We start from the raw sequence: 18337 nt of genomic DNA, 5'->3' as shown, positions 1-18337 counted from the left end.
ATCCCTCGAGAGCTGTGCCGACTTGACGGTTGAAATATGTAAATGCATATTTGAGGGCAGTCAATCACATCGGGGGTCCGTCCCGTGCCGCAGTCGCTGTTCGCCCCGCTCGCCCTGATGCCCGAGGGATGGGCGCGCGACGTGCGCCTCGTCTTCGAGGAAGGGCGCATCGCCACGGTGGCGTTGAACGCGGCGCCGAGGCCGGGGGATAACGTGCTCGCGGGACGCGCGCTGATCCCGGCGCCTTCGAACCTGCACAGCCATACCTTCCAGCGCGCCATGGCCGGGATGACCGAGCGGCGCGGACCGACGCCGGACAGTTTCTGGACCTGGCGCCGGCTCATGTACAAGTTCCTCGACCATCTGACACCGGATCAGGTCGAGGCGATCGCCGCCTTCGCCTTCGTCGAGATGCTCGAAGCCGGATACGCCGCGGTGGCGGAGTTCCACTACCTGCACCATCAGCCCGGTGGCGGCGCCTATGACAATATCGCCGAGATGTCCGAGCGGATCACGGCGGCGGCCTCGACGGCGGGGATCGGCCTCACGCTCCTGCCAGTGCTCTATACCTATGGCGGGACCGAGGCCGCGCCGCTCGGCGAGGGCCAGCTCCGCTTCGGCTGCGACCTCGACCGGTTCCTCACGCTCGCCTCCGCCGCGCCCCGGCTCGGACCGGATGGCGTGATCGGCTCGGCGCCGCATTCGCTCCGCGCCACGACACCCGAGGATCTGCGCGCGCTGATCGCCTCGGGCGTGCCGGGGCCGCGACACATCCACGCCGCCGAGCAGATGGAGGAGGTGACGCGGATCGAAGCCTGGCTCGGGACGCGGCCCGTCGACTACCTGCTCTCCGAGATCGGCCTCGACTCGCGCTGGTGCGTCATCCACGCCACCCACATGACCGAGACCGAGACGCGCGAGCTCGCCATCTCCGGCGCGGTCGCGGGCCTTTGTCCGATCACCGAGGCGAGCCTCGGCGACGGGATCTTCAACGGCCCCGAATACATCCTCTCTGGCGGCTCGTTCGGGCTCGGCACCGACAGCAACATCCAGATCGGGCTCGCCGCCGAACTGCGCCAGCTCGAATACTCTCAGCGCCTGCGGGACCGGGCGCGCAACGTGCTGGCGCCCGCGGGCACCTCGACCGGCATGGCGCTCTGGCGCGGCGCGCTCCAGGGCGGCGCCCGCGCGCTCGGCCGCGATACCGGCGAGATCCGCGCCGGGGCCTGGGCCGACCTGCTGACGCTCGACCGCGAGCACGCGTCGCTGATGAGCCTCGACGATGGCCAGCTGATCGACGGTTTCATCTTCACCGAACCGCGCGGCGCGATCCGCGACGTCTGGTCGGCGGGACGCCATGTCGTGCGCGAGGGGCGCCATTCCGCGCGCGGGACCGTCGAGGAGAACTGGCGGCGGACGATGACGGCGCTCCGCGCGCTGATATGAGCGACGCTGAGATGTTCGAGGCGGCATGACGGCCAAGCATCGCGCGATCCACGACGAACTGCTCGGCCGCATCCTATCCGGTACCTGGGCGCCGGGGGCCGCGATCCCGAACGAGGTCGATCTCGCCCGCGAGTTCGAGGTGACGCGGCCGACGGTCGCGCGCGCGCTCGGCGAACTGGTCAAGGAGGGGCTGATCGAACGCCGCCGCCGCGCCGGCAGCCGGGTCGCCGAGCGCCAGTCGCGCGAGGCGGTGCTCAGCATCCCCTTGGTCCGGCGCGAGATCGAGGACGAGGGCCGCGTCTACGCCTATCGGCTGATCGAACGCGAGATGCTGGCGAAACCCGGTCCGCTCGTCCGCGCGCTGATCGGCCCCGGCGCGGCGCTCCGCGTGAAATGCCTGCACACGGCCGAGGGCGCGCCCTGGCAGTTCGAGGATCGGCTCATCAACCTCGCGACCGTGCCGGCGGCGGAACGGCAGGATTTCCGCGACCGCGGACCCAACGAATGGCTGGTGGACGCGATCCCGTTCAGCCGCGCGACCCAGGCGCTCTCGGCCGAGCCCGCGAGCGCCGAGGAAGCCCGCCGGCTCGGCATCGCGGAAGGCGCCCCGGTCTTCGTCGTCACCCGGCGCACCTGGCTCGGCGACGACCCCGTCACCCAGGCCCGCCTCGTCCACCCGGGCGCGAGCTACCGGCTGATCGCCCGCGACCGGGGGCCGGGATAGCGCGATGACCGGAACAGGACCGCGGTCGTTTGTCCGACGGCTCCCTTGCGCTGAAGCTGTCGCCCTCCCGCGCATAGGCTTCCCGATCCGAAGCCGACGGCCCGGTCTGTCAGGGTTACATTCCGATCACCCTTGAAGGTTCCGGAGAAGTCGCCGAGGTTGCGGCTTCGCCCTGTGTCATCCTTCCCGCCGGTTCAAAGCACCACGTTCATTCACGTCATGCGGCCCTTCACTGCTCTCAGATCAGACACGCATCGCCTCGCGGGACGCTTCGGCTGGGGTCTCCTTCTCCGACATGCGCTCACCAACCGGACTTTCCGCGTGATCGTCACGCTCAGGCTCTGCCAGGGGATGGCCGCGGCCGGGCCGCCGGGGCGCCCGCTCCTGCCGCTCTGTCAGGCGCTCCACCGCTTCGCCACGCATTCGGCCGCCATGGATCTTTCGTGGCGCACGCGAATCGGTCCCGGGCTCGCGCTGACGCACGGCTGGGGTCTCGTCGTCAGCCCGGGCGCGGTGATCGGCGCCAACGTCACCCTCTTTCACGGCGTCACCATCGGCCAGCGCGACGGCATCTCGGCCTCCGGCGAGCGCCGCACCACCTATCCGGTCATCGAGGACGAGGTCTGGGTGGGGCCGAATGCGATCATCGTCGGTGGAATCACGATCGGCCGCGGCTCCCGGATCATCGGCGGAACCTTCGTCGCGGAGGATGTGCCTCCGTACTCGGTCGTGTCGAGCCAAGCCCGCCCGTCGATCAGAGACGGCTGCGTTCCGGATGTTCCCAACGCCGCCCCTCTGGGCTCCGAATGGGTGGGGTCCGGCCCGCGGGACGGCCGCGCGCCGGATGCGGCGGTTCCGGACCGGCACCCCGACCGCATCGGGTAGCCGGCGATCATGCGCGACGCTGCCCGGGGTCCGCGGGGCCGGACCCCGGCCGCCCGCGTCCCCGTGTCAGCGGGAACCGGCGGCGCTCCCGAACCCTGATCGGCCGGACGCCCTAACCGCCCCGGAGCGCTCGCGCCGCCACCGTGCCCGCGTCCACGAGGTCGAGGATGCGTGCGACGTAGTGCTCGCGCGCGGCGAAGCCGCCGCCCTCGCCGCCAACGAACTGGCGCTCCAGCGCGTCGATGAGCTTCAGGAGCCGGCGGCGGTGGACGCCGAGGCCGCGCTGCACGGGGTCGGCGATCACGCCGGCGAAGGCGGCGAGAACCGAGGCCGAGAGCATGAGTCCCGCCGTCGTGGTCGCGACCGCGGCGCCGGAGGCGGAGGCCGGGAACATGCCGTACCAGAGCGAGCCGGCCGTCGCGCCGAGCGGGAAAGCCGCGATCGCCGCGCTCTGCGCCATCGCGCCGGCGAGCGCGGGGCCGAGCGCCAGCGCGCCGGGCGTCAGCTTGTTGAGCGTCGCCGCGCCCGCGGTCAGGGTCGCGAGCGTCGTGGTGATCTCGCCGACCGCCGCCCGTGATCCGACATATTCCGCGAGGCTTCCGGAGATGTCCTGGCCCGGCGTCTCCAGGATGAGCTCGCGCACCTTCGGATCGGCGAGGATCGCCTCGGCGAGCGCGTCATGTTTTGGCGCGCTCGGGTCCGGGAGTTCGAGCAGTTCGGTGGTGACGAGCCGTTCCACCTCGCGCATCACATCGGTCTCGAGCAGGAGCTGGCGCGAGCCGAGCCAGTCGGCGGCCTGTTTCGCGCCCACGAGCCGCGCGGCGCTGGCGCCGACGCGGCTGCCGAAATGCACGAGGCCGAGACCGAGATTCGCCGGCGCGCGGGCGATGTCCCAGCCGACCGCGTGCCGGTGCAGCTTCAGGGTTCCGCCGACCGAGAACCACTTGTCCACGAAGGGGTCGACCTTCGCCCTTCGCGCGTCGAAATAGGCGCGGGACGCGGCCACCACCGCCTTGCGCGTCTCCGCTTCCAGCCGGGCGCGCGCGACCCGGTCCCCCGCCTCTTCCCGCGCCTGTTCCCCCGCCTCTTCCCGCGCCTGAGCCTGCTCCCGCTCCATGCCTGTCCTCCCGCGCCCCTCTTCCCCGCCCGTCTCGCCGGTAAGCGCCACGGAGGAATATAGGTTGCCTCCCCGCCGCTTGAAGCGGCGGAGTCTCGCTCAGGGGACGCCGTTCAGTCGGCGGGCCGGAGATACGGGCTGAGCAGCGGGCTTCGGTAGAGAACCTCGCCGACCACCCTGGCGCCAGTCTCGGTGAGATGCCGGCCGTCGTGGCTGATGAGTTCCCCGTCGGGCGTGAAGAGCGCGCAGGACCCTTCGGGGCAGAGCATCGACTGGAGATCGACGAAGGTTTCGGGCCCGAAGGCCTCGCGCAGCGGCTGATTGGCGCCAACCTCGCCCGCCTCGGGCGTCACGCGGACCGCCGCGCGCTCCGCCGCCGTATCGCCGACATATCCCGGCAGGAAGATGTCGCCGAAACTCTTGGCGCCGACGACGATGTGCTTCTGATCCGCCGGCAGATCGAGCGCCGCGATGCTGGCCGCGAGCCGCTCCGTCGCCCAGGTCACGCCGGCGCTCACGAAGACGACGACATCCGCCTCCCGCGCCGCCTCCAGGAAGGGCCCGGTCCGGCGGTAGTAGCCGCACCGGCGATGCTGCGTCGGCTCGATGAAGCGCTCGACGTTCTCGTCACCGAAATAGGTCTGGCAGACCGTCGGGATGTAGCGCGTCGCGACCGCCCAGCCCCGGAAGGCGCCGTTCTCGACCGACATGTTCCAGAAATCCTGCGAGAAACTGTCGCCGATGATGAACAGCTTCGGCTGGTCGGGCGCGGCGGCGGAGAAATCGGTCGGCAGCGCGTTGTAGCGCGTGCGCACGTAGACGCCACGGTCGGCGAAGGAGACATCGAGCTGCGTATCCTCCGCCGCGAGCGGGTGGAGGCGCTCCGCCTGCCGCGCGACGATCTGGCCGAGGGCGGCGGTGGCGAGGAGCGCGACCACGGCCCAGGTCAGGAGCCGCCCCCGGGGCATCCGCGCATGCCGCGCCGGCTGTTCCACGAACTTCCAGCTCACCGCGGCGAGCAGCGCCGCGAGCAGGCCGAGCCCGCCCATGAGCCAGGGCGAGGGATGCGCAACGGCCGAGCGGGCGAAGGCGAAGAGCGGCTGGTGCCAGAGATAGAAGCTGAAGCTGATGAGCCCGATCGCGACCAGCGGCCGCGAGGCGAGCACGGCCCGCGCCCAGGTGCCCTCGGTCGCGAAGGCGATCACCAGCGCCGTGCCGAGGCAGGGCACGAGCGAGAGCCAGGACGGCATTGGCGCGTTCTCGGGGATCAGCACCACCGAGCCGAGGATGAGCGCCACGCCGAGCAGCGAAAGCGCGCCGTTCGCCGCCGTGCTCGGCAACCCGCGCTCGCGCAGGATCAGCGCGAGGATCGAGCCGATCCCGAGCTCGAACGCGCGCGTCGGGAAGGTGAAGAAGGCGACGCCGGACCAGCGCTGGACGACGAGCGAGGTTCCGATCACGCTGAGCACGGTGGCGACGACGAAGATCGCCAGCATGATCCGCTGGCGCGCGCCGAAGCGCCAGATCAGCCACATGAGCGGCGGCACGAAGAGATAGTACTGCTCCTCGACCGCGAGGCTCCACATGTGGAGAAGCGGCATCAGTTCGGCGCGCGGCGCGAAATAATCGACCTGTTCGAGGAAGAAATGGTTCGCGTAGAAGAGCATCGTCGCGGTGATGCTCTGGCCGAATTCGGCGAGCGACGAGGGCAGGAGGAAGATTGCGGCGAGCGGAACGCAGGCCAGCACGACGAAGACCATCGCCGGCAGGATGCGGCGTGCGCGACGCTCGTAGAAGCCGAGGATCGAGAAACGGTCCTCCGCGATGTCGCGCATCACCAGCGAGGTGATGAGATAGCCGGAGATGACGAAGAAGACATCGACGCCGACGAAACCGCCGGAGAAGAAGCCGTAGCCCGCGTGAAACAGGACGACGGGCAGGATCGCAAGGGCGCGCAGCCCATCCACTTCGGGGCGATACCGGAAGGCGACCCCGGCGCGGCCGCTTCCGGGCTCCGATCGCGCGCCATGTTCGGGAACGGCGGCGCCGGTCATCGGGACGTCGGTCATACGGGTTACTCGCTAAACGAAATTCGACCGGCGCGACCATATAACGGGCGCCCCGGGCATGGAAGCCCCGGGGCTCCGGAGTCCCGGCGATGAAAAGCGTGCGCCCGCACGGAAAGGGGAAAGCCGCCCCTCCGTGCCGGCGCCGGACCGACGCGCGGCTTTACCAGACCGGACCCATGCGCTTGACGGCGCACCCGCGCGCGCCAATCTGCCATCACTCCGGCTCGCGAGGGAGTGAATCGCCCCTTCATGGCGAGGGCGTGAATCGCCCCTTCATGGCGGGCGCGCGAAAGAGTAGACTCGCGCGCCGGCCCGACAGCCGGCCCTTTCATTGTGGGGTTCCTCCCACCTGCACGCAGGATAAACCGATGCCCTCCCCAACCGCTTCCCAGCATACCCGACCGGTCCGTTCACCGGTCTTCGATCAGCTCGCAGCCCTGGTTCGCGAGCGTATCCTCGTGCTCGACGGCGCGATGGGCACGCAGATCCAGCAGCTCGGCTTCGGCGAGGACGATTTCACCGGGCACGGCGCCTGTGCCTGCCACGGCCATCCGCAGCAGGGCAACAACGACCTCCTGATCCTGACCCAGCCGGAGGCGATCGAGGAGATCCACTACCGCTATGCGAAGGCGGGCGCGGATATCGTCGAGACCAACACCTTCTCCTCGACCTCGATCGCGCAGGCCGATTACGGGATGCAGGACAAGGTCCATGATCTGAACTTCCACGGCGCCCGGCTGGTGCGTCAGGCGCTCGACCGCGCGACGGCCGAGGACGGGAAACCGCGCTTCGTCGCCGGCGCGCTCGGGCCGACGAACCGGACCGCCTCGATCAGCCCGGATGTGAACAACCCCGGCTATCGCGCGGTCACCTTCGACGACCTCCGCCTCGCCTATGCCGAGCAGTTGCGGGGGCTGATCGACGGCGGCGCGGATCTGATCCTGATCGAGACGATCTTCGATACGCTGAACGCCAAGGCCGCGATCTTCGCCTGCGAGGAAGTGTTCATCGAGAAGGGCATCCGCCTGCCGGTGATGATCTCGGGCACGATCACCGACCGCTCGGGCCGCACGCTCTCGGGCCAGACGCCGACCGCCTTCTGGCATTCGGTGCGCCACGCGGACCCGTTCACCATCGGCCTCAACTGCGCGCTCGGCGCCGCCGAGATGCGCGCGCATCTCGCGGAGATCGCGGGCGTGGCGGATACCTTCGTCTGCGCCTATCCGAACGCGGGCCTGCCCAACGAGATGGGCCAGTATGACGAGAGCCCGGAATTCATGGCCGCGCAGGTCGCGGAATTCGCGGCCGAGGGGCTGGTCAACATCGTCGGCGGCTGCTGCGGCACGAGTCCGGAACATATCCGCGCGATCGCCGAGGCGGTGGCGAAATACCCGCCGCGGGTGCCGCCCGAACATGCGCCGCTGACGCGGCTCTCGGGGCTCGAGCCCTTCATCAAGACGGCGGAGATCCCCTTCGTCAACGTCGGCGAGCGCACCAATGTCACGGGCTCCGCGAAGTTCCGCAAGCTCATCACCGCCGGCGACTACGCCACCGCGCTCATCGTCGCGCGCGATCAGGTCGAGAACGGCGCGCAGGTGATCGACGTCAACATGGACGAGGGGCTCATCGATTCCGAGCGGGCGATGGTCGAGTTCGTGAACCTCATCGCCTCCGAACCCGATATCGCGCGCGTCCCGCTCATGATCGACTCCTCGAAATGGGAGGTGATCGAGGCGGGGCTCAAATGCGTCCAGGGCAAGCCGATCGTCAATTCGATCTCGCTCAAGGAGGGCGAGGAAGCCTTCCTGCATCACGCCCGGCTCTGCCGCGCCTATGGCGCCGCGGTCGTCGTGATGGCCTTCGACGAGCAGGGTCAGGCGGATACCAAGGCGCGCAAGGTCGAGATCTGCGCCCGCGCCTACCGCATCCTGACCGAGGAGGTCGGCTTCCCGCCCGAGGACATCATCTTCGACCCGAACATCTTCGCGGTGGCGACGGGAATCGAGGAGCATGACAACTACGGCGTCGATTTCATCGAGGCGACGCGGGAGATCATCGCCACCCTGCCCCATGTCCATGTCTCGGGCGGCGTTTCGAACCTCTCCTTCTCCTTTCGCGGCAACGAGCCGGTGCGCGAGGCGATGCACGCGGTCTTCCTCTATCACGCGATCGGCGCCGGGATGGACATGGGGATCGTGAACGCGGGCCAGCTCGCGGTCTACGAATCGATCGACCCGGAACTGCGCGAGGCCTGCGAGGACGTGGTGCTGAACCGGGTGCCCAAGGGCGAGGGCACCCCGACCGAACGGCTGCTCGCGCTCGCCGAGCGGTTCAAGGGCACGGGCGGCGGTCCCGCGAAGGAGCGCGATCTCGCCTGGCGCGACTGGTCGGTCGAGAAGCGGCTTGAGCACGCGCTCGTCAACGGCATCACCGAATTCATCGAGGACGATACCGAGGAAGCGCGTCAGGCGGCGGCGCGGCCGCTGCATGTGATCGAAGGCCCGCTGATGGCCGGGATGAACGTCGTCGGCGACCTCTTCGGCGCCGGCAAGATGTTCCTGCCGCAGGTGGTGAAATCGGCGCGGGTGATGAAACAGGCGGTCGCGGTCCTGCTCCCCTACATGGAGGCGGAGAAGGAAGCGAACGGCGGCGAGGAGCGGCGTTCGGCGGGCAAGATCCTGATGGCGACGGTGAAGGGCGATGTGCATGACATCGGCAAGAACATCGTCGGCGTCGTGCTCGCCTGCAACAATTACGAGATCCTGGATCTCGGCGTCATGGTGCCCTCGGCGCGCATCCTCGAGGTCGCGCGCGACGAGAAGGTCGATATCATCGGCCTTTCGGGCCTCATCACCCCCTCGCTCGACGAGATGGCGCATGTCGCAGCCGAAATGGAGCGCGAGGGTTTCGACATTCCGCTCCTGATCGGCGGCGCGACGACGAGCCGGGTGCATACCGCAGTCAAGATCCACCCGCGCTACGACCGCGGCCAGGCGATCTATGTGACCGACGCGAGCCGGGCGGTCGGCGTGGTGACGCAGTTGCTCTCGCCGGAACTGAAGCCAAAATACGTCGAGACGACCCAGGCCGAATACGCCAAGGTCGCCGAGAACCATGCCAGGGCCGAGCGCGAGAAGCAGCGCCTGCCGCTGGAACGCGCGCGGGCCAATCCGTTCCGGGCGAATTTCGACGGCTACGTTCCGACCAAGCCGAGCTTCCTCGGCACGCGGGTCTTCGAGAGCTGGGATCTCGAGGAGCTTGCCAGCTACTTCGACTGGACGCCGTTCTTCCAGACCTGGGAGATGAAGGGCCGCTTCCCGGCGATCCTCGAGGACGCGGCGCAGGGCGAGGCGGCGCGCGCGCTCTATGACGACGCGCAGGCGATGTTGCGCCGGATCATCGACGAGAAATGGTTCGCGCCGAAGGCCGTGGTGGGCTTCTGGCCCGCGAACGCCGTCGGCGACGACATCCGGCTCTTTACCGATGACAGCCGCTCGGAGGACCTCGCCACCTTCTTCACGCTCCGCCAGCAGCGGGCGAAGCGTGTCGGCCAGCCGAATGTCGCGCTCTCCGACTTCATGGCGCCCGAGGGCACGGCCGATTACATCGGCGGTTTCGTGGTGACGGCGGGTGACGAGGAATCGGCGATCGCCGAGAATTTCGAGCGCCGCAACGACGATTATTCCTCGATCCTCGTCAAGGCGCTCGCCGACCGTTTCGCCGAGGCCGTCGCCGAGCGGATGCATGAATATGTCCGCAAGGAGCTCTGGGGCTACGCGGCGGAGGAGAAGCTGAGCGGCGAGGAGCTGATCTCGGAATCCTACCGCGGCATCCGCCCCGCGCCCGGCTATCCGGCGCAGCCCGACCATACCGAGAAGGCGACGCTGTTCCGCCTGCTCGATGCGACGGCGGCGACCGGGGTGGAACTGACGGAGAGCTATGCGATGTGGCCGGGCTCCTCGGTCTCGGGCCTCTACCTCGCGCATCCCGACAGCTACTATTTCGGGGTGGCGAATGTGGAGCGGGACCAGGTCGAGGACTACGCCCGGCGCAAGGGGATGGCGGTGGCCGAGGTCGAACGCTGGCTCGGCCCGATCCTGAACTACATCCCCGGCCCGAAGGTCGAAGCGGCGGAGTAAGGTGGCTTCGGCGCCCGCGTGATCGACGCGGGCGCCGGGCGATCCCGGCTCAGGCGAGCGCCTTCATCCCCCGCCCGAGCCACTGTGCGAAATCCCTCTCGCCTACATCACCCGCGCCGAGACCCTCGACCATGCGCAGACCCTCCCCCGTCTCTGGCCGGAAACCGTAGCCGTGCAGCCGAAGGAAGGTGAGCGACGTCACCAGCGCCGCGCGCTTGTTGCCGTCGACGAAGGCATGCGCCTTGGCCAGTCCGAAGGCATAGCCCGCCGCGAGATCCTCGACTTCGGGGCTGCCATAGGCGAAGAGGTTCATCGGCCGCGCACAGCCCATCTCCAGCAGGGCATGGTCGCGCAGCCCGGCGCTCCCGCCGTGACGCGCGATCTGCCGATCATGCAGGATGACGACGGCGGCGAGCGGCACCCATCGCGGCTCGTTCATGCCAGGGCCGCCAGCAGATCCCGGTTCTCGTCCATGACGATCTCCGCCGCCTCCAGCGCGGCGATCACCGCGGGATCATGCGCGAGGATCTTGAGGCCGCCGTCGTCGGTCCGGACGACGTAGAGGGAATCGCCCTCCTTCACATCGAGAATGGCGAGCATTTCCGACGTCAGCGTCATGACGGCGGAATTGCCGACCTTCCGAACCCTCGTCTCCATCATCGTGTCCACTCCAGTCAGAACGTATATACAGGCGTATACACACCTCTTTCCGGCACGGGCAAGACGAGTCGGCGCCGCGAGGCGGCCTCAGGCTTCCACGTCCACCGCGCCCTGTGGCCGGGAGCAGCAGGCGAGGATGTAGCCCTCGGCGATCTCGTCGTCGAAGATCCCGCCCTGATGCTCCATCTCGACCGGGCCGCTCGCGCGCACCTTGCAGGTGCCGCAGAGCCCCATGCCGCAGGCCGAAGGGATGGCGACGCCCGCCGCCCGCGCGATCTCTAGCAGCGTCTGGCTGCTGTCGCCGAGCGTCTCGATGCCGGAGGTGGAGAAGCGGATCGCGGCGCCGCCCTCGGTGATCGGAGCGGCCTCGACCTCGGGCGCGCCGAAGCTCTCCTGCGCGTAATGCTCCGGATCGAGACCGCCGGCGATCAGCCCCTCGCGCATCGCCGCCATGAACCCGTCCGGTCCGCAGCAATAGACCCGGCGCGCGGCGAAATCGGGCGCGGCGATCCCCATGAGCGCCATGTCCATCCGGCCGGACAGGAACGGCGGTTCCACCGTGCCTCGCGCGACCACCGAGACGACGCGGAGCCGCGGCATCCCGCGCATCATCAGCGCCAGCTCGTCGAGGAACATCAGGTCCTCCGGCGTCCGGGCGCATTGGACGAAGGTTATGTCCGTTCCCGGAGCGCAGTCCTGGCACCAGCGCAGCATCGACATCATCGGCGTGATGCCCGACCCCGCCGAGAGCAGGAGCAGCGGTTCATCCGGCGGATCGGGGAGATGGAAATTCCCCATCGGCCCGACCGCGTGCAGCGTCACGCCGGGGGTCACGTTGTCGAAGAGCCAGCGCGTGCCGATGCTGTCGGCCTGCGCCTTGACGGTCACGGAAACCGCGAAGGGCCGCGAGGGGGTCGAGGACAGCGTATAGCTGCGGTAGACCGGCGCGTCCTCCACCGGGATATAGAGCGTGATGAACTGTCCTGGCCGGTAGCGGAACATGGTGCCCGGCCCGGCGCGGAAGGTGAAGGTGCGCACGTCGGCGGTCTCGACACGCACATCGACGCATTCGAGCGGCTGACGCGCCGCGTCCCAGGGACGCGGCATTTCGAGAAGGGCGTTCATGGATTCGAGGCTCTTTTCCGGGAAATGTCAGCCCACCGAGCGCAGCGCCGGCCGGTCATCGCCGCGCAGCCGCTCCTCGATCGTGCGCGCGTACCAGTCGACAAACTGCATCACGCCGCCTTCGTGGAACTCCGAATAGGGTCCCGGCAGATAGGCCGGCGAGGCGACGCCCGAGGCATTGTCCTCGACGATGCGGCGGTCCTGCTGGTTCGTCTCGGTCCAGACGTGGGTCAGCGTCTCCAGGTCGTAGTCGACACCTTCGACGGCGTCCTTGTGCACGAGCCATTTCGTCGTGACGGCGGTCGTCAGCGGCGTGAGCGGCAGCACGCGGAAGGTGACCGCGTGGTCGATCATCACGTGGTTCCAGCTCGACGGATAGTGGAACATCAGGAGCGCGCCGATCCCCGCGCCGGGAACGTCGTCGCTGAGCTCTCGCGCGACGGCCCTGCGGCCGGTCATCGTGTAGCTCTCGGCGTCGCGCAGCAGCGGCACGCGCACGACCCGGGCCTGACCGTCCGGCGTCATCTCGAATTCGTTCATCAGCCCGCGCGCCGCCGTGTCGGCCCAGAGCTTCTGGAAGTCGGGATCGTCGCCGACGCCATCGACATTGGTGATCCGCGGCGTCTCGGGATAGGTCTTGCAAAGCTCGGGATGGTTCGCGGCGCAGTGATAGCACTCGCGGTTGTTCTCCCAGACGAGCTTCCAGTTGCCCTTCTCGATGATCGTGCTCTCGAAGGCGACCTTGGACTCGCCGAGCCGGTGCGGCGCGAAATAGGGTTCGAGCCGCGCGCGCATCGGCGCGAAATCCTCGGGCTGGTCGGCGAGCGAGATGAAGATGTAGCCCGAGACCGATTCGCAGGCGACGGGCCGCAGGCCGAACTGCTTCGGGTCGAAATCCTCGCCCATCTGCCGCGCGAAGATCAGCTGGCCGTCGAGGTCGTAGGTCCACTGGTGATAGGGGCAGACGAGCTTGGCGGTCCGGCCCTTCTCGGTCAGGCAGACCCGGGAACCCCGGTGACGGCAGACGTTGTGGAACGCCCGGAGCCCGCCCTGCCGGTCGCGGACCAGGACCACCGGATACTCACCGACCGTGACGGTGAGGAAATTGCCCGCCGCCGGCAGCTCGCAGTCATGCGCGACGAAGAGCCAGTCGCGGTACCAGATGTTCTCAAGATCGAGCTGGAAATACGCCTCGTCACGATAGAATTCGCGATCGAGGCTGAACCCCGGCCTCCGCGCTTCGAGCCGCGCCAGCATGTCGTTTCGCACAGTCATCTCAACTCCGCATCCCTACGAGAACACGCGTTCAAACTTCCACCGCCTGGGGGTACCGCCCCCCGCGGCTCTGGATTCCAGGCTCTCGGGCGGCCCGCGCACGGGGCCATTTGGTCCCGAGCCGGTGCGTCCGGTCACGGCCCTCCGCGTGGGATGCGGGGAGCCGCGCTCCGGTCCCCGCTGCGAAGCGGTTCACGTCCAAGCGTGCCCAATCTGCCAGAGCGGACAGGACTCACGCGCGCCGAAAACGACCAATTCCCCCATCGCGGCGACGTGGCGCATTCACGGGGCTGCGACGGGGTCGCCCGGTGGCACCGCGGGCGGGGGCGACCGGGGCGCGCGGCCCGAAGGAACGACCGGAGGCGCGATCGCGACGGACGTTCCGGGGGTGGCCAGCCCGGTCACGACTGTGCTACCTAAGGTTGTATTTTGATCCGGACGGCGCCAGGCGCGGTCCCTCGGAAGAAGGCTTTGGCCCATGCCGACCGAACCCGACCCGAGATTTCTCGCCGCCGTTTTCAGGATGCTCGATTCGCGACTGAAGCTCGCCGCGCTCGGCCTCCTGCGCTGCGACGGAGGCTCCCCGACGCTGGTCGCGGCGACCCCTGCCATGGCGCGGCTCTGGCCGGCCGGGAGCCTGCCCGGCGGCGAGGGCCCCGTCACCGCCGGCGCTGTCGACCCGCGCGGGCTTGGCCTGCCGCCGGGCTTCGCCGCCGTCTGGCCGCTCACTCCGCCCTGGGCTCTCATCGCCCACGACCGGCGCGCGCGCCGCCTCACCCGCGCGCTCGCCGCCGCGCTGGACGACGCGGCGTTGATCCTCGCACCGATCCTCGACACCCCCGAAGTTCCCTCGGCCAGGCAGCCCGCGCCACCGGCCGAGCGCCCGGTCCAGGGTGCGATCCTGCCGCGCGTCGCCGCGCACCGGATCATCGCCGCCGCGCTCCGCGCCGCCGAGATCGCCAGGACCCCGGCCCCGCTCCTGCTCATGATCGGTCTCGACCGATTCCGCTCGATCAACGAGGCGCTGGGCCTCGCCGCCGGAGACGCGCTCCTCGCCGTCACCGCGGCGCGGCTCGAACGGGCGCTCGCGCCCGGCGACCGGCTCTCGCGGCTGGAGGGCGACCGGTTCCTCGTCATCGTCCGGTCCGACGCGCTTCCCGTCGACCGGCTCGCCGCGCGCCTCCTGAAGGTGATCCGCCAGCCGATCGACCTCGCCGGCCGCCAGTTGGAGCTCAGGGCGAGCATCGGGGTCGTCGCGACCGGCTCCTCCTCCGCCGCCGCGCCGACCCTGCTGCTGCGCGCCGACAGCGCGATGCGCCGGGCAAAGACCGAACGCCGGGGCGGGGTCGCGGTGCATGAAGCCGCGCTCGACCCCGCGATACTGGAAGCGAGCCAGCTCGAGATCGATCTCGCGAGCGCCCCCGCCAACGGCCAGATGCGTCTCGACTATCAGCCCTTCGTCGATCTCGGCGACGGCAGCGTCGCCGGGGCCGAGGCGCTGATGCGCTGGGACCACCCGACGCGGGGCGAGATCCGGCCGACAACCTTCATTCCACTTGCCGAATCGACCGGCCTGATCCTGCCGCTCGGCCTCTGGGCGCTGCGCACCGCCTGCCGCGCCGCGCTCGACTGGTCGGCGCCGATCACGCTGGCGGTCAACATCTCGGCCTCGCAGTTCCACCAGCGCGGCTTCATCGCCCAGGTCGAGGAGGCGCTGAGCGAGACCGGCTTCCCCGCCGAGCGGCTGGAACTCGAAATCACCGAGACGGTGCTGATGCGCGACAATCCCGAGACGACGGGCCAGCTTCGCGCCCTGATCGCACGCGGCATCCGGATCGCGCTCGACGACTTCGGCACCGGCTATTCCGCCCTCGCCTATCTGGCGCGCCTGCCGCATCACCGCATCAAGCTCGACAAGAGCTTCGTCGGCGATCTCGCCAATCCCACCACGGCGGGGCTCATCCGTGCGATCATCGACCAGGCCCGGGCGAACGGCGTCCACGTGACCGCCGAGGGCGTCGAGCGGCCCGAGCAGATCGACGAGGTGCGCGCCATGGGCTTCACCCATGCGCAGGGCTACGCGACCGGCCTGCCCGGGCCGGAACCGATCCCGGCCGGCATGGCCGCCGGAACCTGAGCCGACCTCGCGGGGAATCGTCGCGGCCGACACGGGGCTGCGCGCCGCTGCTCCAAGGGGTCCTGACGGATCGGAGAACCCGCGGCGTGCCGAAGCGTCCCTCGGGGACCTTGCGCGAAGAGCCGGCGCCGCTCGGCCAGCTTTCCTGCGCCGCCCGATCGGCGAAAACCCGCCGCCCAACCTTCCGGAGACTGGAACGGGCAGACTGGAACGACCGCGGGCGAACGGTTAGAACTGCGCGCGCCGCGCATTTTCGGGCGGATAACCCTGACCCGTCACGGTGGTGGATTCGAACCGCGCGAACGGCGATAGCACCTTGGCGCGACTCGCGAATTGATCGCGCAACAACGAAGGACAGATTCCCCATGATGAAGAAATTGGCCGCGGAGCTGGTCGGTACGTTCTGGCTCGTCTTCGGCGGCTGCGGCAGCGCCGTGCTCGCGGCGGGCTTTCCCGAACTCGGCATCGGCTTTCTCGGCGTCGCCCTCGCCTTCGGCCTGACCGTGGTCACCGGCGCCTATGCGCTCGGCCCGATCTCCGGCGGCCATTTCAACCCCGCCGTGTCGCTCGGCCTCGCGATCGGCGGCCGGTTCGAATGGGGCGAGCTGATCCCCTACTGGATCGCGCAGGTCGTCGGCGGTCTGATCGCCGCGACCATCCTTTACGTGATCGCCTCGGGCCAGCCCGAATGGACGCCGGGTGGCTTCGCCTCGAACGGCTATGGCGCCAATTCGCCGGGCGGATACGGGCTCGTCGCCGGGTTCCTTGCCGAAGCGGTGCTGACGGCGATCTTCGTGATCATGATCCTCGGCGCGACCGCGCCGAAGGCGGCGGCGGGCTTCGGCGGCCTCGCGATCGGCCTGACGCTGACGCTGATCCACCTCGTCTCGATCCCCGTCACCAACACCTCGGTGAACCCGGCCCGTTCCACGGCTGTCGCCTTCTTCGCCGAGACCGGCGCGGTATCGCAGCTCTGGCTCTTCTGGGTCGCGCCACTAGTCGGCGCCGCGATCGGCGCCATCATCTGGAAGGCGCTGCTCGAGGACGACTACTGACAGGCGGGGCGCGCGGAGAACATTCGCCGCGCGCCCGAACCTTCCGGGCCGCATCGCGTTTCCTTCCGGCAACGGATGAGGGAGTGCCATGCCCGCCAGATCAACCGACCGATCACCCGCCGTCACACTCTACTTCGCCCCGCGCAGCCGGGCGAGTCGCGCCCTCTGGCTGCTTGAAGAACTGGGCATCGCCTATGAGCTTCACGTCATCGATCTCAGCCCGAACGACCAGAAGGACGCCGAGATCCTCGCGCTCAATCCGATGGGCAAGGTCCCGATCGTCACCATCGACGGCTATCCGATCTGGGAATCGGCCGCCATCACCGCCCATCTCTGCGATGTCTTTCCGGAGGCGGGTCTGGCCCCGAGGCTCGCGACATCGGCGCGGGCAGACTATTACCGCTGGCTGAGTTTCGGCACGGCGGTCATGGAACCGGCCTTCATGGATCTGATGAAGAAGACCGAGGTCGATCCGGCGCAGGCCGGCTGGGGCGATTTCGCCTCGGTGAAACACGCGCTCGGCGTCGGTCTCGCGCGGGGCCCCTGGCTCCTAGGCGACCAGTTCAGCGGCGCCGACATCATCACCGGCGGCGCGCTCGACTATTTCACGATGTGGGCCTCCGATCACTTCGCCGACATTCCCGGCCTCGGAGCCTATCTGAAGCGGCTCCGCGCCCGGCCGGCGCTCCTCAGAGCTCGCGAGATCGATCAGGAGGTCCATGACCGCCTCCAGAAGGCGGGAACCTGACACGCGATCAGGGGCCGACGCCCCTTCCCGCTCCCGACACGATCCGGTAGGTTTCGCGCCATGCCAGAGGATCGCACCATTCCCGCCGCTACGGACCTGCCGGCCGACGCAGCCCACGACGCACTGTTCCATGACCCTGAGGGCGGCGTGCCGCGGCTCGTCGCGATCATGGCCGAGCTTCGGCACCCCGGGCGGGGCTGTCCCTGGGATCTCGAACAGGATTTCGCGACCATCGCGCCCTATACGATCGAGGAAGCCTATGAGGTCGCTGAGGCGATCGCCGAGGACGACATGGGTTCGCTCCGCGACGAGTTGGGCGACCTGCTGTTCCAGGCGGTCTATCACGCCCGGCTCGCCGAGGAGCGGGGCGCGTTCGATTTCGCCGATGTCGTGCGCGCGATCTCGGACAAGATGATCCGGCGGCATCCGCATGTCTTCGGTGACGAGAGCCGGGAGAAATCCGCCAATCAGCAGACGCGGGACTGGGAGCGGATCAAGGCGGCCGAGCGGGCGGGGAAGCCCGAGACGGCGAGCGCGCTCGACGGCGTCGCGGCGGGGCTTCCGGCGCTGACGCGGGCGGTCAAGCTGCAGAACCGGGCGGCGCGGGTCGGCTTCGACTGGCCCGACACCGGCGGCGTGATCGACAAGATCGTCGAGGAATCACGCGAGCTGCGTCAGGCGCGCGACGCGGGCGAGGATCACGCCCGGCTGGTCGAGGAATACGGCGATCTCCTCTTTGTGATGGCCAATCTCGCGCGCCATCTCGGCATCGATCCCGAGGCGTCGCTGCGCGCGGCCAATGCGAAATTCACCCGCCGGTTCCATGCGATCGAGGCCGCGCTGGCCGAGACGGGCCGGAATCCGGCCCAAAGCGACCTCGCCGAGATGGATGCGCTCTGGAACGCGGCCAAGGCCCGCGGCGTCTGAGGCCTCCCGCGCCTTTGCCGCGGTTGCGAA

At 69.2% G+C, this 18337-nt stretch carries 14 protein-coding genes; 8 read left to right on the top strand and 6 right to left on the bottom strand.

Annotation, left to right across the window (positions count from 1 at the left end):
• Positions 1–84 precede the first annotated feature (84 nt).
• From ACLJK8_RS04710 to ACLJK8_RS04700, 3 genes are all read left to right on the top strand, one after another.
• Positions 85–1446: a formimidoylglutamate deiminase gene (locus ACLJK8_RS04710; protein ID WP_413148946.1), complete on the top strand. Its 1362-nt coding sequence runs from the start codon at positions 85–87 to the stop codon at positions 1444–1446.
• A gap of 25 nt (positions 1447–1471) precedes the next feature.
• Positions 1472–2170: a UTRA domain-containing protein gene (locus ACLJK8_RS04705; protein WP_413148945.1), complete on the top strand. Its 699-nt coding sequence runs from the start codon at positions 1472–1474 to the stop codon at positions 2168–2170.
• 321 nt (positions 2171–2491) lie between these two features.
• Entirely contained in the window at positions 2492–3055 is a 564-nt protein-coding gene (locus ACLJK8_RS04700) for a serine acetyltransferase (RefSeq protein ID WP_413148944.1), read from the top strand.
• Positions 3056–3167: 112 nt separating this feature from the next.
• Here ACLJK8_RS04700 and ACLJK8_RS04695 read toward each other — a convergent pair whose 3' ends face one another.
• Complete coding sequence (locus ACLJK8_RS04695; protein ID WP_413148943.1) at positions 3168–4172, bottom strand: DUF6635 family protein; 1005 nt, start codon at positions 4170–4172, stop codon at positions 3168–3170.
• 113 nt (positions 4173–4285) lie between these two features.
• On the bottom strand, positions 4286–6241 hold the full coding sequence (locus ACLJK8_RS04690; RefSeq protein WP_413148942.1) for an acyltransferase family protein: 1956 nt from the start codon (positions 6239–6241) through the stop codon (positions 4286–4288).
• A gap of 368 nt (positions 6242–6609) precedes the next feature.
• Between ACLJK8_RS04690 and metH the strand changes: the two genes are divergently transcribed.
• On the top strand, positions 6610–10380 hold the full coding sequence (metH, locus tag ACLJK8_RS04685; protein ID WP_413148941.1) for a methionine synthase: 3771 nt from the start codon (positions 6610–6612) through the stop codon (positions 10378–10380).
• Positions 10381–10429: 49 nt separating this feature from the next.
• Here metH and ACLJK8_RS04680 read toward each other — a convergent pair whose 3' ends face one another.
• From ACLJK8_RS04680 to ACLJK8_RS04665, 4 genes are all read right to left on the bottom strand, one after another.
• Positions 10430–10819: a type II toxin-antitoxin system death-on-curing family toxin gene (locus ACLJK8_RS04680; protein ID WP_413148940.1), complete on the bottom strand. Its 390-nt coding sequence runs from the start codon at positions 10817–10819 to the stop codon at positions 10430–10432.
• Positions 10816–11040 carry an AbrB/MazE/SpoVT family DNA-binding domain-containing protein gene (locus tag ACLJK8_RS04675; RefSeq protein ID WP_413148939.1) on the bottom strand — a complete coding sequence of 75 codons (225 nt, stop codon included), beginning with the start codon at positions 11038–11040 and terminating at the stop codon, positions 10816–10818. The genes ACLJK8_RS04680 and ACLJK8_RS04675 overlap by 4 nt, the downstream gene beginning before the upstream one ends.
• A gap of 87 nt (positions 11041–11127) precedes the next feature.
• Positions 11128–12165, bottom strand: coding sequence for a 2Fe-2S iron-sulfur cluster-binding protein (locus ACLJK8_RS04670; protein WP_413148938.1), 1038 nt, complete (start codon positions 12163–12165; stop codon positions 11128–11130).
• Positions 12166–12192: 27 nt separating this feature from the next.
• The gene (locus tag ACLJK8_RS04665; RefSeq protein ID WP_413148937.1) at positions 12193–13440 is read right to left on the bottom strand and encodes an aromatic ring-hydroxylating oxygenase subunit alpha; all 1248 of its coding nucleotides are present in this window, start codon (positions 13438–13440) and stop codon (positions 12193–12195) included.
• Positions 13441–13918: 478 nt separating this feature from the next.
• Between ACLJK8_RS04665 and ACLJK8_RS04660 the strand changes: the two genes are divergently transcribed.
• The 4 genes from ACLJK8_RS04660 to mazG all read left to right on the top strand — a co-directional run bounded on the left by ACLJK8_RS04660 (position 13919) and on the right by mazG (position 18307).
• Positions 13919–15577, top strand: a complete 1659-nt coding sequence (locus tag ACLJK8_RS04660; RefSeq protein WP_413148936.1) for a putative bifunctional diguanylate cyclase/phosphodiesterase — start codon at positions 13919–13921, stop codon at positions 15575–15577.
• Positions 15578–15942: 365 nt separating this feature from the next.
• The gene (gene aqpZ / locus ACLJK8_RS04655) at positions 15943–16632 is read left to right on the top strand and encodes an aquaporin Z (RefSeq protein WP_413148935.1); all 690 of its coding nucleotides are present in this window, start codon (positions 15943–15945) and stop codon (positions 16630–16632) included.
• Between the two features lie 88 nt (positions 16633–16720).
• Entirely contained in the window at positions 16721–17380 is a 660-nt protein-coding gene (locus ACLJK8_RS04650) for a glutathione S-transferase family protein (RefSeq protein ID WP_413148934.1), read from the top strand.
• Positions 17381–17440: 60 nt separating this feature from the next.
• Positions 17441–18307 (top strand): nucleoside triphosphate pyrophosphohydrolase, encoded by an 867-nt coding sequence (gene mazG, locus ACLJK8_RS04645; RefSeq protein WP_413148933.1) that lies wholly within the window; start codon positions 17441–17443, stop codon positions 18305–18307.
• The last annotated feature ends 30 nt before the right edge of the window (positions 18308–18337 follow it).

It is taken from the genome of Amaricoccus sp. W119 (assembly GCF_047275745.1).
In the GTDB taxonomy this organism is placed as follows: domain Bacteria; phylum Pseudomonadota; class Alphaproteobacteria; order Rhodobacterales; family Rhodobacteraceae; genus Amaricoccus.
This window is presented reverse-complemented; position numbering and strand designations above follow the sequence as displayed.